Source organism: Actinomyces oris (assembly GCF_001937665.1).
Lineage (GTDB): Bacteria > Actinomycetota > Actinomycetes > Actinomycetales > Actinomycetaceae > Actinomyces > Actinomyces stomatis.
On the sequence record NZ_MSKL01000025.1, the window covers coordinates 20480 to 35895 of the forward strand.

Here is a 15416-nt window from a genome sequence, read left to right on the forward strand (position 1 = left end):
GGCCGGGTGGAGACGCGGCCGATCCCGGGACGAGGCGGGTCAGACCTCGAGGAGCTCGCTCTCCTTGGCGCTCAGTGCGGTATCGATCTGCTCGACGAAACGCTTGGTGAGACCGTCGAGCTCGTGCTCGGCGCGCTTGACGTCGTCCTCGCCGGCCTCGCCGTCCTTCTTGATGGCCTCGAGCTCCTTCTTGGCCTTGCCGCGGATACCGCGCACCTGGACGCGGGAGTCCTCGGCGCGGGAGCGGGCGAGCTTGACGTAGTCCTTGCGGCGCTCCTCGGTCAGCGCCGGCAGGGTGACGCGGATGACGGTGCCGTCATCGGTGGGGTTGACGCCGAGGTCGGACTCGCGGATGGCGGTGACGATGTCCTTCATGGCGGAGCGGTCGAAGGGGCTGACCAGGACGGTGCGGGCCTCGGGGATCGTCAGGGAGGCGAGCTGCTGGAGCGGGGTGGGTGCGCCGTAGTAGTCCACGACGATCCCGTTGAACATCGAGGGGTTGGCGCGGCCGGTGCGGATGGTGGCCAGCTCGCTCTTGGCGGCCTGAAGGGCCTTATCCATCTTGTCCTCGGCCTCGAGCATGACGTCGTCGATCATGGTGCTTCCTTTGCTGGGCGGTCGTGGGTTCGTCAGGTAGTGATCGGCCATCGCGGGGATGGCTGCGGGTTGAGTGAGAGGGTGTGCTGGCCGTCTGGGCCGTAGGAGGTCACGGATCTCGAACGGGGCCGTGAGCGGCCCGTCGGAGCCCGCAGCCGAGTCAGTCGCAGCTGACGAGTGTCCCGATTCTCTCACCCAGCAGGGCGCGGGTGATGTTTCCGGGCTCCCCCATGCCAAAGACGCGCATGGTCAGACCGTTGTCGCGGCACAGGGCGAAGGCGGAGGCGTCCACCACCTGGAGGCCGTCGGCCAGGGCGCGTTCGTAGGTGAGCTGATCGAGGCGCCGGGCCTCGGGGTTCTTGCGGGGGTCGGCGGTGTAGACGCCGTCGACACCGTTCTTGCCCACGAGCAGCTCGTCGCAGTGGGTCTCCAGGGCGCGCTGGGCCGAGACGGTGTCTGTGGAGAAGTAGGGCAGGCCGGCACCGGCGCCGAAGACGACGACGCGGTTCTTCTCCATGTGACGGATGGCGCGCAGAGGGATGTAGGACTCGGCGACCTGCCCCATGGCGATGGCTGTCTGGACACGGGCGGGCACCCCCGCCTTCTCGATGAAGTCCTGAAGGGCCAGGGCGTTCATGACGGTTCCCAGCATGCCCATGTAGTCGGCGCGGGCGCGGTCCATGCCCCGCGACGAGAGCTCGGCGCCTCGGAAGAAGTTCCCGCCTCCGACGACGACGGAGACCTGGACTCCGGCGCGCACGGCGTCGGCGATCTGACGGGCGGCGTCGGAGACGACGTCGGGGTCCAGACCTATCGATCCGCCACCGAAGACCTCACCGGAGAGCTTGAGTAGAACACGTCTGGGGTGCGTGCCGTGGGCGACGCGGTCGTCACGAGCCGGTTCCTGACTCATTGCGCTATGTCTCCTGGGTTCGGTGGGCAGGTTTGGCACAGCCTACCCCGTCCGCGGGGGCACCGGGCCACGATGAGCGTCAACCCTGGCGGTCAGACACGCCATGGGATGAGGACCACGCTGAGACATGCGTGAGGACGTGCTCCCCGGAAGCAGAGGTTGATGGATGTCGATGAGTGAAGGGACGACAAGACGGGGCGGGGGCACGAGCATGGTGCTCGTGCCCCCGCCCCGGACATCTCCGGATATCACCGGTGGAGCCGGCCTCACCACTCACTGGGCGCGCCGGCCTGAACGGTGAGCGGATCAGGCGCCGACGCGGAAGCGCACGAAGCCGGTCAGTTCGCCGCCGGTGGCCTCAACGACCTTGCCGACCGTGGTCTTGGGGTCCTTGGCGAAGGCCTGGTCGATCAGGACGTTCTCCTTGAAGAAGCCGCTGAGGCGACCCTCGACGATCTTGGGGATGGCCTTCTCGGGCTTGCCCTCGGCGCGGGTGGTCTCCTCGGCGATGGCGCGCTCCTTGTCCACGACCTCGGCCGGCACGTCGTCGCGGGTGGCATAGGCCGGGGAGTAGGCGGCGATGTGCATGGCGACGTCGTGAGCCACCTCGGCGGCCTTGGCGTCGGTACCCACCAGGACGCCGACCTGGGCGGGCAGGTCGGGGTTGGTGCGGTGCAGGTAGAGCTCGATCTTGTCGGCCTCGAGGCGGCCGACACGACGCACGACGATCTTCTCGCCGATGACGGCCTGCATGCCGTCGGTGAGATCCTTGACGGTGGAGCCGTCGACCTCGACCTCGGCCAGGGCCTCGGCGTCGGTGGCGCCCGAGTCCAGGGCAGCGGTGAGGACCTGCTCGGCGTAGTCGAGGAACTTCTGGTTCTTGGCCACGAAGTCGGTCTCGGCGTTGATCTCGACGAGGACGCCGACCTGGCCGTTGCCGGAGTCGACGACCTTGGCGGCGATGAGGCCGGCGGAGGCGGCGCGGCCCTCGCGCTTGGCGATGCCCTTGAGGCCCTTGACGCGAATGATCTCAATGGCCTTCTCGGCGTCGCCGTTGGCCTCGTCGAGGGCCTTCTTGACGTCGAGCATGCCGGCGCCGGTCTTCTCGCGCAGCGCCTTGATGTCAGCAGTGGTGTAGTTCGCCATGAATGTCTCCTGGTCAGTCAGTGACTAATAGACGTGTGAAAAAGGACGAGTAGAGGCGTTCACAGCGCGGATGCCGCGCCGTGAACGAAGAGCTGAGGCGATGCGCCCGAGCTCAGGCCTGCTCGGCGGCAGGGGCCTCGGCGGTCTCAGCGGCCTCGGAGGTCGGCGCGTCGGCCTCGGCTCCGGCGAGGAGCTGGGCCTCCCACTCGGGCAGCGGCTCGGCGTCGGCAGGGGCGACCTCGGCCTCCTCACCGGTGCGGACGCGGCCGCCGGAGCGGGCCAGCAGGCCCTCTGCGGTGGCGTCGGCGACGACGCGGGTGAGCAGGGTGACGGCGCGGATGGCGTCGTCGTTGCCGGGGATGCCGTAGGTGGCCTCGTCCGGGTCGCAGTTGGTGTCCAGGATGGCGATGACCGGGATCCCGAGCTTCTGGGCCTCGGAGATGGCCAGGTGCTCCTTCTTGGTGTCCACGACCCACACGGCCGCGGGGAGCTTGCTCATGTCGCGGATACCGCCCAGGGTGCGCTGGAGCTTGTCCTTCTCGCGGCGCATCATGAGCAGCTCCTTCTTGGTGCGGCCGGAGCCGGCCACGTCATCGAAGTCGATCTGCTCGAGCTCCTTCATGCGGTCCAGGCGGGCGCGCACGGTGGAGAAGTTGGTGAGCATGCCGCCCAGCCAGCGCTGGTTGACGTAGGGCATGCCGACGCGTTGGGCCTGCTCGGCCACGGCGGCCTGGGCCTGCTTCTTGGTTCCGACGAACAGGATGTTGCCGCCGCGAGCGACGATCTCCTTGACGAAGTCGTAAGCGGTGTTGATGCCCTCGATGGACTGCTGGAGGTCGATGATGTAGATGCCGTTGCGCTCGGTGAGGATGAAGCGCTTCATCTTGGGGTTCCAGCGACGAGTCTGGTGCCCGAAGTGGACACCGCTGTCAAGGAGCTGGCGCATGGTAACGACGGCCATGACGGTCCTTCCGTGTGTGCCGAGAGGTTGCTCGACGCACGATTATTCGGGGGACGGCCGAGCGGCGCTCGGAGACGTCCCAGGGTTCTTCTTCTGGGTTCTTCCCCGTGATTCCACACGCTTGCGAACGCGCACCGAAGTCGGTGACCGGCTGGAAGCCGGCGCGGATGGGGCCTGGTGCCTGCGACGCACGGCCACCCGTTCACCGTGGCGAACCGTGATGACCGGGACCGCGACCGTGTCGCCCGGAGGGACGTCCCGAGATGCTCGGGTGCAGGCACGCGAAGTCAGCACTCCGGGCCCGTCTCCCGCTGACGCCGGAGCGATCCGCAGAATGCTGCGGGGGTGAGGCTACCACAGGGCTGCACCAGCCGCCGAGGCCGAATCAGCCGTATTCGGAGTAGTCCCGGTCACCACAGGCCGATTCCTGAGAGCGCTTTCCACAGGGCCGACGACGTCCCCAGCGCCCAAGGCCGATCGGCCCGCACCCTGAGGGCATGCACCCAGAACATCCCCGGCGACCCCGCCGAATCCGGAAAGCCCGAGCACGTCGCACGACTCCTCATCCTCCCCGCCTCCTGTTCCGCCGTCTCGCCGTACTGACAGCAGCCCTGACCGCCTGCAGCTCACTCGCCGCACTCCCCGGCACCCCAGCGGCTCACGGCATGTGCACATTCACCGGCGCTGCCGCGACCACAGTTCCGGCCCCGCAGTTCCAGGACCCGGCGCCCACCGACCTGACGGGGACTGCGTCGGAGCCGGCCGAAGCCGCCTCCTCACTGACCTCGCCCTCGTTCCTCACGAGCGTCAACCTCGTCTCCCTGCTCGATGAGGAGACGGGGACGAGCGGTCAGGAGGGGACGGACCGGCCCCAGGGTCCCCAGCGCCCGCGGGGGCGCTACCGGTGGCCGACCGGCGCACCGGCCACCGTGGTGGAGGACTTCGACCCGCCCGCCGTCGTGTGGGGCCGCGGGCACCGGGGAGTCGATCTTGCGGCTGCGGAGGGCACTCAGATCCGCAGCGCCGCTGCGGGGACGGTGGCCTTCGCCGGCATGGTGGCAGGGCGTCCGGTGGTCTCCGTCGACCACGCAGACGGGATCCGCACCACCTACGAGCCGGTCGAACCGACCGTCAGCGCCGGCGACACAGTGGGTGCGGGGCAGGTCATCGGCACCCTCCTGGCGGGGCACCGCTCAGACGGGGTCTGCGCCCTGCACTGGGGCGCTCGCACCGGCCCTCAGACGTACATCAACCCGCTGCGCCTGCTGCAACCGGCCGTCATCCGCCTCAAGCCGGTCCAGTAGCACCGGTGATCGACGCTTGATCTCGCCGACATTCCTTCCGATGATGGGAGGTCGTGGAGAGTGGTGAGCTTTCGGACACATCCCCTTCCAAGGCATCTTGTTGAGAGAGGTGGAGACATGAGGCCCTCCGAGTCCCTTCAGTATTGGCTCGAGTCCTCCCTGCGTCCCAGGCTGCAGAGGATGGCCGCAAAGCGACGCCCAGACCTGCCGGCCCCGCAGGTGCTCATCATCGCCCCGGGGGTGAGGTTCTCCTTCGGTGAGGTCGACCTACCTTTCCATACCGCGAGCGCGGGAAAACCCTTCGTGGCGGTCGCGGCGGCGCGCCTGGCCCAGCAGGGACTGCTGTCCCTGAATGCGCCGATCGGCGAGCTCGCCCCGAGCATCGATCTGTCCGCGCTACCCGCCGCTCCCGGCGTCATTCTGTCCCGGGACCTGACCCTGAGTCACCTGCTCAGCCACCGCTCAGGGCTACCCGACCCGTTACAGCCTCCGCGCGGGCACGCCACCGAGTGCTCGCTGGACCGCCTTGTGCGCCAACCCGACCGCCGGTGGGACCTGGCCGAGGTGTTGGCGCAGTGCGCGGGACTGCCGCCCCAGGGCCGGCCCGGTGAGCGCTTCGCCTACGGGGACGGCAGCTATGCCCTGGCTCAGTGTGTGCTCCAGGAGGTCACCGGCCTGTCCACCCACGAGGCGCTGCGCACCCAGGTGTTTCAGCCGGCAGGCATGACGAGCACGGGTCAGCCGCACTCCACGGCCACCGATGAGGAGCTGGCTGGTCTGACGATCGCTCCGGTCTGGGTCAAGGGTGCGGAGATCAGCCATGCCAGGGCGCTGTCCGCCGGGTCCGCTGACGGCGGCGCAGTGACAACCCTGGAGGACATGGTGCGGTTCCAGGAGGCCCTGCATGAGGGAGACCTGCTCGACCGGGCTCTGCTGGCGCGCCTGACCCGGCCCCGCTCCCGCCTGCGCCCGGGCATCCACTACGGGACGGGCCTGGCCACGATCCGCTTCGGTGAGTTCCTGCCCTTGGTCCTGCGGGGCCTGCCCGAGCCGGTGGGAGGCGTGGGCCTGTGGGCGGTACACAGCTTCTTCTACCCGCGCCAGCGCGCCCACGTCGTCATGAACCTCCACAGCACTAAGCAGATGCAGCGCAGCTTCTCGCTGCACATCGCGATCGCCCGCCGTCTGGCCCGCCTGCCCTGAGCCGCGCTCCCCCACTGGCCGACCCTCGGGTCCGGCACGACTTCGGGGTGTCCATGGGGGCCAGGACTCACCCGGGGTCAGCCCACCACGGTGTCGTGGCAGGGACGTGCTCGCCGTCTCAAGCGCGGGGGAAGGCCTGTTCGTAGACGCTGCGCAGGCGCTCAGCCGAGACGTGGGTGTAGCGCTGCGTGGTGGCCAGAGAGGAGTGGCCGAGGAGCTCCTGGACACTGCGCAGGTCCGCTCCCCCGCCCAGGACGTGGGTGGCGGCGCTGTGCCGCAGCCCGTGCGGGCCCAGGTCGGGGACCTGGGCGGCCGCGCACAGACGGTGGACGACGTCGCGCACCGCCCGCGGATCGATACGCCGCCCCCGTGCCCCGAGGAAGAGGGCACCTCCTGCGGCGTCGACGGCGCAGATCTCTCCGCGCCGACGCAGCCACGCCTCCAGCGCCTTAGCAGCCGGCAGCCCGTAGGGGACGGTCCGTTCCTTGCGGCCCTTCCCCAGGACTCGCAGGGTCCGTTGGGAGTGGTCGAGGTCGGTGACGTCAAGGCCGACGAGCTCGGATACCCGCACGCCGGTCGCATACAGGGTCTCGATGATGGCCAGATCGCGCACAGCCAGGACCTCCCCGTCCGAGGCGAGATCCGCAGCGGTCTTGAGCAGCTGAGAGGCCTGCTGGGTCGTCAGTACCCCGGGTAGGCGGTTGTCGACGCGGGGCGCACGCAGACGTGCGGCGACGTCTGAGGAGAGCACTCCCGCCTCGAAGGCCCAGGAGGAGAAGGTCCTCACCGAGGCCGAGCGACGGGCCAGGGTGGCACGCGAGTGACCACTCGCGGCCATCGCAGCGAGCCAGTCCCGCAGGTCCGCAAGGTCGAGGGTGGACAGGGCGGGGTCGACAGGCTCGGCGTCCCCTTCACCGACGCCGAGGAAGCTCAGCAGGTCACTGATGTCGACGAGATAGGCGCGCACGGTGTGCTGGGACAGGTCCCGCTGCAGGGCCAGGTAGCTGCGGTAGGAGGCGAGCAGATCAGCACGCGTCCTCGACATGGCAGACCCCCTTGATGACGGTCCTCACTGGCGAATGACATGAGGGAGATGATCTATAGCAACGTGGCGACCTGTGAGCGGATCTCGGCGATGCGCTTCTCGTCGCGTTTGTAGTGGGTCCATTTCCCGATACGTGTGGAGGTCACCAGACCTTCACGCTCCAAGGCCCGCATGAAGGCTGATACGGTCGACTGAGCAAGCCCCACCTTGTCGGTGATCTGCTTGATGCAGACCCCGTACTCATCGGGATCCGCGATCCCCTGCTCGATAGGGAACTCCGCCCGAGGTTCTCGGAGCCACTGAAGAATCCGGAGGCGCACCGGATGAGCGAGAACCTTGAGGGCGTCGACCATCACACCCAGGTCCGCAGAATCCGAATAACCTTCCGAATGACTCTGCACATCCTCCGACATCGCCCCTCCCGCCCCCTCTCTCTGCCATGGCTCGAGTTTCGAGCGAGCATATCACTCGTCCTGAAACCGGCGTTCCGACGCCGAGACGCATCACGTGCCGAGGACGAGCTTGGCCCAGTAGATGCTGACGATGAGGACCACCACACCGAGGAACTGAGAAAGTGTCAGGGTCTCGGAGAAGAGGATATAGGCGTAGGCGGCTGCGGCTATGGGCTGGAGCAGGGCGAACAGCGACCCCAGCTGCAGCGACATGAAGTGCATGGCGTGGGCCATGAGTGTCTGCCCGAGTATCTGAGAGGTGAACGCCAGGACAACGAGCAGCAGCCAGCCCCACGCAGAACGCGGAAGCAGGTTCTCCCCGCGCGGTATCGCCACCGCAAGGCACACCGCAGCGCACCATAAACTGAGTAGTGCCATGATACGTGGCGCGGGATATCTTTTTCGCAGCCCCTGGGCGACAACAAGAAATCCCGTGTAGAAGAATGCCGTGGCCAAGGCCATCGCGTTTCCGAGCAGGTGCCCTGGGTCCGTATGAACACCGACCGGGGTCAGGAGCAGCAGCCCCCCGATCGCCAGGATCGCCGGAGAAACGAGTCTGACGTCAGGAACGTCCCTGAAGAGCACCCACCCGTAGATCGCCGCGGCGAAGGGGACAAGATTGGCCAGGAGGTTGGACTCGGCCAGCGTGGTGTGGAAGAACGACATGTTCCACAGGCACAGGTCGATCGCCAGGAGAGCGCCGCCCAGGGCGATGGTGGCATGGTCACGAAGGGGTATGCGTTCCCGCACTCGAGACCCGCGCCGCAGTCCGACCCCGGTGTCGAGCAGGAGCAGCATGGGGACTGCGATCAGAGACCGGAAGCCGCCGGTGGCGATCGGTCCGATCTCACTCAGCCGAACGAACACTCCCCCGAGCGCTAAACATCCCACTGCGAGCACTGCGCAGGCAATCGCCCCTCCCCTCACCCGACCACCGACAGCACGACTCAGATGCTGCACCATCATGCCCCTCCTTACCTCTCATCTCCGCTGACACCGACCGTCCGCCGCCTCAAGCGGTCTGCGCCCGTATCCAGCGCGGCGACGCGAACCGACACCAGCACCATAACCCACATATCGACAATATGCGATAGGTCGATTCATTGAGGGTCGTCGGCCGGCTACTGGATGAGGGAGGCGTCCGCGGCCAGCCCGTCAAGAGGTCCGCCCCCGGTCAGCTCGAGGTCCTGCTCCTTGGCGGCTTCCACGTCGACGGCACCCACTTGGCCCCCGACACCCCACTAGCACCAGGAACCAGAGGATCGGGCTCATCGGTCCAAGGCGAGCTGCACCCCAGCGGCAACAAGAGGCTCAAGCGCGCCAGAATCCCGTACGACCCGCATCCATCAACACAGCCACCAGCAGCCGCTCGACTCACCGCATGAGGACCCCATCACGGACCGCCTCCATCGGAAGGCGGCAGTATCCACGCCCTGGAGAGACGTGACCACATTGATTTAGCGCGCAACCTCACCAGTCGAATCACAAGTTCATAACAACCATCCGGGCAGCGTTATGTGAGCAGGCCACCCCTTCTGCTTGATCCCAACAAAAAATCCACTCCCCCTCCGTGTCCCCCCACATTTGGAGTGGTTGTTGCCGTCCAACAAGGAAGTTAAAATCTTGGTCGTTCTTACGAGCGCCATCCCCCCTGGCCCATCCCTATTTCTGCTGGAGCACAGCACTGTGAAACGGTTGTCCAGACGCCGTGTCTATGTCGGCGTCATCGCGGTACTGACCGCTGCGGCTCTGGTTGCCATCGTCCTGCATCCGGGGATGGTCACGCATGACGTCGACCTTCATGACGGCGGAGTGTGGGTGACCAACGGGAAGATGAAGATGGTCGCCCACCTCAACTACCCCTCGCAGACGCTCGACGGGGGGCTGCGCACCTCCTCGACAAGCTTCGACGTCGACCAGTCCGGCTCCCAGGTCTTCATGTCCGACTCGTCCTCGGACAGCTACACGCAGATCGACGTGGCCCGTACGACCCTCATGCCGCCGAACACATCATCCGGCTCATCATCCATGGAGCTGGGTGGGGGCCGCATCGGGGTGGCCGATCCAGCCACGGGCAGGGTCTGGGTCGCCAGCGCCTCGGAGGCCCCCACCTTCAGCCAGTCGTCAGCTCCTCCCACCATCTCCGACATGCCCGGTGCCATCCTGGCCATGGGAACCGACGGCTCGGCTCACGTCGCATCGCTCAAGACCGGCACCGTCAAGACGGTCACGCCCCGAGGCTCCGTCAACGACATCTCGACCACGCCCCTGCCCACGTTGGCGAACGACGCCGAGCTGCAGGTCAGCGCGGTGGGAGACAAGAGCGTGGTCCTCGACCGCCGCAGCGGCACCCTCGTGCTCCCGGGAGGTCAGTCGGCCTCCCTGTCCGGGGACGACCTCCAGCTCCAGGTCCCCGGCCCCCAGGCCGATGAGGTCCTGGTCTCCTCGACGTCCGGGCTGCTTCGCGTGAGCCTGTCCGGGAAGGTCTCGTCGATCTCCCCCGGTGTCACCGGCGGCAGCCCCTCCCGGCCCGCGCAGCACTCGGGCTGCGCCTACGCGGCCTGGGGAGTCAAGGGCTCCTTCCTACGGGACTGTGCGGGCACCGGCGACGACGTCGACATCCCCGTCCCCACGCTCAACAACGTCTCGAAGGCTGTCTTCCGCACCAACCGCGACGTCATCGTCCTCAACGACATCCCCACCGGCGGCGTGTGGCTGCCGGACAAGAACATGGTCCAGGTCGACAACTGGGAGCAGATCAACTCCCAGACGAAGAGCGAGGAGTACTCCGACGAGACGTCCACCGAGACCCGGGACGAGGCCACTCAGGAGCGGTCCAAGGAGAACACCCCTCCCGAGGCCCAGGACGACTCCTTCGGCGTGCGGCCCGGACGGACCTCCTACCTGCCGGTCATCGCCAACGACACCGATCCCGACGGTGACGTCCTGGTGGCCACCGCGACCTCTCAACCGTCCTTCGGAAAGGTGGGCCGGGTGCGCTCCGGCGCCGCCCTCCAGGTGGCAGTGGACGACAACGCCACGGGTTCATCGTCCTTGACCTACACCGTCGATGACGGTCAGGCGCAGTCCAGCGCCAACGTCACCCTCAACGTCCATCCCTTCTCCGTCAACGACGGCCCCGAGCAGAAACGGATCTCCTCGCTCGACCTCGCCTCCGGAGCGAGCACGACTCTCAACGTCTCCGACGACTGGCTCGACCCCGACGGCGACCCCGTCTACCTCAAAAGCATCTCCTTCCCCTCGGGATTCGACGTCACGTACCGGGCCGACGGCACCATCACGGTCAAGGACATGGGCCAGACGACCGGCAGCACGGACCTGACCGTCACCTACTCCGACGGCAGCGAGGACACCGAGGGCCGCCTGACGGTCAAGGTGCACGGCAACGAGAACCTGCCCCCGGTGACCAACGCGGACCACGTCGTCGTCCCGGCGGGCCAGTCCGGTCAGGTCTCACCGCTGGCCAATGACGTTGACGCCAATGGCGACACCCTGCGCCTGGCCTCCGTGGGGGAGGCGCCCGAGGGACTGACTGCCACAGCCGACGTCAGCCTCGGGGTCGTCACGCTCAACCCGTCCAAGGCGGGTACCTTCTACCTGACCTACACGGCCAGTGACGGGCCCTCCGCCACGGAGGGCGTGATCCGGGTCGACGCCATCGAGGTCGACCAGTCCGCGCTGCCCGTGGCACAGGACGACGTCATCACGCTGCCAACGGGAGGCCAGGCGCTGTCGGCGGTCCTGGACAACGACTCCGACCCGCAGGGCGGGGTGCTCAGCGTGCAGTCCGTACGCACCCCCGAGGGCAGCCCCCTGGTGGTGGCCCTCCTCGAGCACCACCTCCTGCGCATCACGGCTCCCAACGGACTGACCGAGACCACCACGGTCACATACACGCTGGCCAACGCGGCCGGGACGACTGAGGGCACGCTCCAGGTCATCCCGGTCCCGGCCGCACCGAGCACCACACCTCCCGAGCTCACCGATGACACGCTCGTGGTGCGAGCCGGGGACGTGGGCGGTATCAGCGTCCTGGACAACGACCGCTCCCCCACGGGACTGGATATGAGTGTCCAGTCCGATCTCCAGCACGAGATCGATCCGACCATGGGCGAGCCCTTCGTCTCCGACGACGTCGTCCGCTTCCGCGCCGGGGAGCAGCCGGGTAGCGGACGGATCATCTACAGCGTGCGCGACTCGGAGGGGAACGTCGCCTCGGCCAGCGTCAACCTGACCGTCGTGGCCCGCGACGACGAGCGCAATACGGCCCCGCACCCCAAGGACGTCACCGGGTGGGCCGTGGCCGGGGAGAAGGTGACGATCCCGATCCCCATGGAGGGGCTGGACTCCGAGGGCGACTCGGTCAGCCTCAGCGGGCTGATGTCCTCGCCGCGTCTGGGCGGCGTGGAGCTGGAGGGATCATCCCTGACCTACACGGCCGCTCCGAACGCCTCAGGCACAGACGTCTTCAGCTACACCGTCCAGGACCGCCTCGGCAAGACGGCCTCAGCCGTGGTCCGCGTCGGCGTGGCGCCCGCCGGGAAGACGAACCAGAAACCCGTCGCCGTGGCAGATGTCGTCACCGCGAGACCCGGCGTCGACCTGTCCATCCCGGTGCTGGTCAACGATGTTGACCCGGATGGGGACACCCTGTCCCTGGATTCATCCCTCATCTCCGGCCAGCACTCGGGTGTGTCCCCGTCGGCCGACGGCTCACGGGTCAGGCTCAAGACCCCGAGCGCGGAGGGGAGTTACACCGTCCAGTACGGCGTCACGGACGGCCGCTCCGAGCCTGTCGTCGGCATGGTGACCCTGGTGGTGTCCGCCTCGGCGCCTCTCCAGGCCCCCATCGCCCGCGACGACCGCATCAGCAAGGCGCAGGCCCGATCCAACCGGACCGTCAAGGTCCCGGTACTGGACAACGACGAGGACCCGGACGGCGATATCAGCGCCGCCACCATCACCACCCAGGACGAGGGCGCGAGCGTCGGGCAGAACGGGGAACTGACGATCGAGGTGGGGGACGAGCCCCGCTTCGTGCTCTACACGGTCACGGATCCCAGTGGGCTGGCGTCCTCTGCCTTGGTCGAGGTCCCCGGATCGGTGGTCACCGAGCCCGAGGTCGACACGAGCAAGATGCCCTTGACCGTGCGCTCCGGAGAGACCCTGTCCATCGCGCTGCGTGACTACGTGCTCACCCGTGACGGCCGCAGCGTGCAGCTGACCGACGGAAACAAGGTCTCGGCCGCCGCCGGGTGGGACGGCTCCAACCTGGTCAAGGACTCCACCACGTTGACCTTCGCCTCGCGTCCCGACTACTCCGGCCCCTCCTCGGTCACCGTGGAGGTGACCGACGGCAAGGACCTCAACGATTCCAGTGGCAAGACCGCCTGGTTGACGCTTCCCATCACGGTGACCCCCGGGGACAACCGCCCGCCCACCATCGCCCCCACCGCCGTCGAGGTGGCCCCCGGTGAGACCACGACGGTCGACGTGTCGCTGTGGACCACGGACCCCGACGGGGAGAAGCCGGCCGATCTGACCTACTCGGTGCGAGACGTCCCCGCCGGTGTCGAGGCCTCGATCAGCGGCAAGACCCTGTCAGTGGCAGCACCCTCGGGAGCCTCGAAGGGGTCCCTGGGGGCGCTCACGATCGACGTCAAGGACGGCTCCGGGGCACAGGGATCGGGGTCGACGCCGGTGAGCATCGTCTCCTCCTCCAAGCCCCTCATCATGCTCTCGCCGGCATCAGTGAGCGCAGACGCCGGTAAGGCCACCACCGTGAACATCTCCTCCTACGCCGTCAATCCCTTCCCCGGCTCCCCCATCCACCTCGTGGGCACTCCTGCGGCTCCGGACGGCATCACGGTCACGGGCTCCGGCTCGACCCTGACGATCACGCCCGCAGCCGGTGCCCGGACAGGAGTCATCACCTACCGGGTCGGGGACAAGACCGGTGACGCCGGACGCGAGGTCGAGGGCACGGTCCAGGTGACGGTGCGCAGCCGGCCGAGTCCACCGACCTCGGTCTCGGCCACCTCCAGCAGCGCGTCAACGGCCCTGGTCTCATGGACCGCAGGACAGGCGAACGGTGCGCCGATCAGCGGTTTCACCGTCTATGACGAGACGCAGGGCGACTCCCAGGACTGCGGCACGGTCACCAGCTGTCTCATGGAGGGCCGCACCAACGGCAAGGACCACACCTTCCACGTCGTGGCCCACAACGAGGTCGGCGACTCCGATGCCTCGGCCTCGGCCACCACCTCGATCGACGTCGTCCCGGACACGGTCCCCCAGCCGGTGGCCACCGCCGGTGACGGCTCCGTGAGCGTGTCCTGGACCGCCCCGTCCAACCAGGGCTCGGCCATCACCGGATACGTCGTCGCTCTCAGCCCGGGTGGCCAGCAGCAGACGGTGTCGGGCACGAGCGCCACCTTCTCCGGACTGAGCAACGGGACGGCCTACACCGCGGTGGTCAAGGCCGTTAACGCCAAGGGTGAGAGCCAGCAGTGGTCCTCCGCCTCCTTGGCGGTCTCCCCCAACGGCAGGCCCGGACCGGTCAGCTCGGTGCAGGCCGCCTCGGCCAATCTCGGCAGCGGCGGCTCCTCGGACACCGTCGCCGTCTCCTGGGGGCCGGTATCCAACACCAACGGCAGACCGATCGAGTACTACACCGTGACATCCTCGACCGGGGCCTCCAAGACGGTCTCCGGCGCGGACAACCGCTCAACCACCCTGGAGGGTGTCAACACCTCCCAGAGTCAGGTGACCTTCACGGTGACGGCCACCAATGACTCCGCCAATGCATCCACCCACACCTCACCGGGACAGTCCACCTCGACCTGGGTCGTGGGACGCCCACCGGCCCCCAGTGTCAAGGGTGTCAGTGCGACCGGCACCAGCCGCCAGATCTCACTGTCAGCCAGCGCCTCGGCTGGCAACGGATGGAGCGCCGGGGAGCTGTCCACGCAGTGGAGCACCGACGGGGCCTCCTGGCAGTCCGTCAGTGACCTGAGTGGCAACGGCCTCAGTGACGGCAGTGCCTCAACCGTGTACGTACGTGTCTGCGGGTCCAAGACCGGGAGCACCTCCTGCTCGGAGACGGTCAGTGCCGGCAGCGTCACCCCCTTCGGCCCACCTGCCTCGCCGACCATCAGCTGCTCGGCCAGCGGAGCCACCACTGTCTCCTGCTCCTGGTCCGGCGGTGGCGACGGCGGGCGATCCACCCGTTACCAGCTGAGCGGACCGTCCGCCAGCGATGACGCCGGCGCCTCAGGCTCCCAGCAGTGGAGCGTCACGGAGGGCAGCACGACACGCGTGTGCATCCGCGCCGTGCAGTCCTCCTCCGAGCAGGGCTCGCGCGAGGGCCAGGAGAACTGCGCCGAGGCGACGACCCGCTCCTTCGCCAGGAACTACGCCGGCTCGCTCAGCGGCCAAGGGCGGTGCAACGTCGGAGGGTGCGCGGGACAGAACGCCCGGTACCAGGAGGTGACTCTCTCGGACTGGCCCCCGAACTCGACCGTGACCTGCAGCGGAACCTGGAACCAACGTGAGGTCAGCACCACGCTCACGGTCGACGGCTCAGGTGGGTACAGCGGCCGCCCCAGGTGGCAGGGCGGTTACAACACCATTCTGATGTCCAATCAGGATCGGGGGACCTGGTTCACATGCACGTAGCAGCCGGTACCCGCCCCCGTCGAACGTCGACACCGGGCACGTCCCCACACCGATCAGCCGCCGGGGCTCCTCACCGGGACGGCCCCCTTCACCGCAG

The 15416-nt window shown here is 67.9% G+C and carries 10 protein-coding genes; 3 read left to right on the forward strand and 7 right to left on the reverse strand.

Features of this window, described 5'->3' with window-relative positions:
• Nucleotides 1-39 precede the first annotated feature (39 nt).
• The 4 genes from frr to rpsB all read right to left on the reverse strand — a co-directional run bounded on the left by frr (nucleotide 40) and on the right by rpsB (nucleotide 3617).
• Nucleotides 40-597 carry a ribosome recycling factor gene (gene frr, locus BKH28_RS09540; RefSeq protein WP_075418581.1) on the reverse strand — a complete coding sequence of 186 codons (558 nt, stop codon included), beginning with the start codon at nucleotides 595-597 and terminating at the stop codon, nucleotides 40-42.
• 160 nt (nucleotides 598-757) lie between these two features.
• The gene (gene pyrH / locus BKH28_RS09545; RefSeq protein WP_075418582.1) at nucleotides 758-1510 is read right to left on the reverse strand and encodes a UMP kinase; all 753 of its coding nucleotides are present in this window, start codon (nucleotides 1508-1510) and stop codon (nucleotides 758-760) included.
• A 306-nt stretch (nucleotides 1511-1816) separates the two neighbouring features.
• Nucleotides 1817-2656, reverse strand: a complete 840-nt coding sequence (tsf, locus tag BKH28_RS09550; protein WP_075418583.1) for a translation elongation factor Ts — start codon at nucleotides 2654-2656, stop codon at nucleotides 1817-1819.
• 112 nt (nucleotides 2657-2768) lie between these two features.
• Nucleotides 2769-3617, reverse strand: coding sequence for a 30S ribosomal protein S2 (gene rpsB, locus BKH28_RS09555; RefSeq protein WP_075418584.1), 849 nt, complete (start codon nucleotides 3615-3617; stop codon nucleotides 2769-2771).
• A gap of 665 nt (nucleotides 3618-4282) precedes the next feature.
• On the opposite strand from rpsB, the gene BKH28_RS13850 reads away from it, so the two are divergent.
• A complete protein-coding gene (locus BKH28_RS13850) occupies nucleotides 4283-4921 on the forward strand; it encodes a M23 family metallopeptidase (protein WP_256695673.1) in 639 nt (212 codons plus the stop codon).
• 180 nt (nucleotides 4922-5101) lie between these two features.
• Nucleotides 5102-6124, forward strand: a complete 1023-nt coding sequence (locus BKH28_RS09565; protein WP_256695675.1) for a serine hydrolase domain-containing protein — start codon at nucleotides 5102-5104, stop codon at nucleotides 6122-6124.
• Nucleotides 6125-6242: 118 nt separating this feature from the next.
• On the opposite strand, the gene BKH28_RS09570 is transcribed toward BKH28_RS09565, so the two are convergent.
• From BKH28_RS09570 to BKH28_RS09580, 3 genes are all read right to left on the reverse strand, one after another.
• The gene (locus tag BKH28_RS09570; RefSeq protein WP_075418586.1) at nucleotides 6243-7169 is read right to left on the reverse strand and encodes a tyrosine recombinase XerC; all 927 of its coding nucleotides are present in this window, start codon (nucleotides 7167-7169) and stop codon (nucleotides 6243-6245) included.
• A gap of 53 nt (nucleotides 7170-7222) precedes the next feature.
• A complete protein-coding gene (locus BKH28_RS09575; protein ID WP_075418587.1) occupies nucleotides 7223-7582 on the reverse strand; it encodes an ArsR/SmtB family transcription factor in 360 nt (119 codons plus the stop codon).
• Between the two features lie 90 nt (nucleotides 7583-7672).
• A complete protein-coding gene (locus BKH28_RS09580; RefSeq protein ID WP_075418588.1) occupies nucleotides 7673-8587 on the reverse strand; it encodes a DMT family transporter in 915 nt (304 codons plus the stop codon).
• Between the two features lie 729 nt (nucleotides 8588-9316).
• On the opposite strand from BKH28_RS09580, the gene BKH28_RS09585 reads away from it, so the two are divergent.
• On the forward strand, nucleotides 9317-15319 hold the full coding sequence (locus BKH28_RS09585) for an Ig-like domain-containing protein (protein WP_075418589.1): 6003 nt from the start codon (nucleotides 9317-9319) through the stop codon (nucleotides 15317-15319).
• Nucleotides 15320-15416 lie beyond the last annotated feature (97 nt).

What these genes read in the sequence shown, in the direction of transcription:
- tsf (WP_075418583.1), bottom strand. Translation starts at nt 2,656, where the DNA reads ATGGCGAACTACACCACTGCTGACATCAAGGCGCTGCGCGAGAAGACC.
- rpsB (WP_075418584.1), bottom strand. Translation starts at nt 3,617, where the DNA reads ATGGCCGTCGTTACCATGCGCCAGCTCCTTGACAGCGGTGTCCACTTC.
- frr (WP_075418581.1), bottom strand. Translation starts at nt 597, where the DNA reads ATGATCGACGACGTCATGCTCGAGGCCGAGGACAAGATGGATAAGGCC.
- pyrH (WP_075418582.1), bottom strand. Translation starts at nt 1,510, where the DNA reads ATGAGTCAGGAACCGGCTCGTGACGACCGCGTCGCCCACGGCACGCAC.
- BKH28_RS09565 (WP_256695675.1), top strand. Translation starts at nt 5,102, where the DNA reads ATGGCCGCAAAGCGACGCCCAGACCTGCCGGCCCCGCAGGTGCTCATC.
- BKH28_RS09570 (WP_075418586.1), bottom strand. Translation starts at nt 7,169, where the DNA reads ATGTCGAGGACGCGTGCTGATCTGCTCGCCTCCTACCGCAGCTACCTG.
- BKH28_RS13850 (WP_256695673.1), top strand. Translation starts at nt 4,283, where the DNA reads ATGTGCACATTCACCGGCGCTGCCGCGACCACAGTTCCGGCCCCGCAG.
- BKH28_RS09580 (WP_075418588.1), bottom strand. Translation starts at nt 8,587, where the DNA reads ATGATGGTGCAGCATCTGAGTCGTGCTGTCGGTGGTCGGGTGAGGGGA.
- BKH28_RS09575 (WP_075418587.1), bottom strand. Translation starts at nt 7,582, where the DNA reads ATGTCGGAGGATGTGCAGAGTCATTCGGAAGGTTATTCGGATTCTGCG.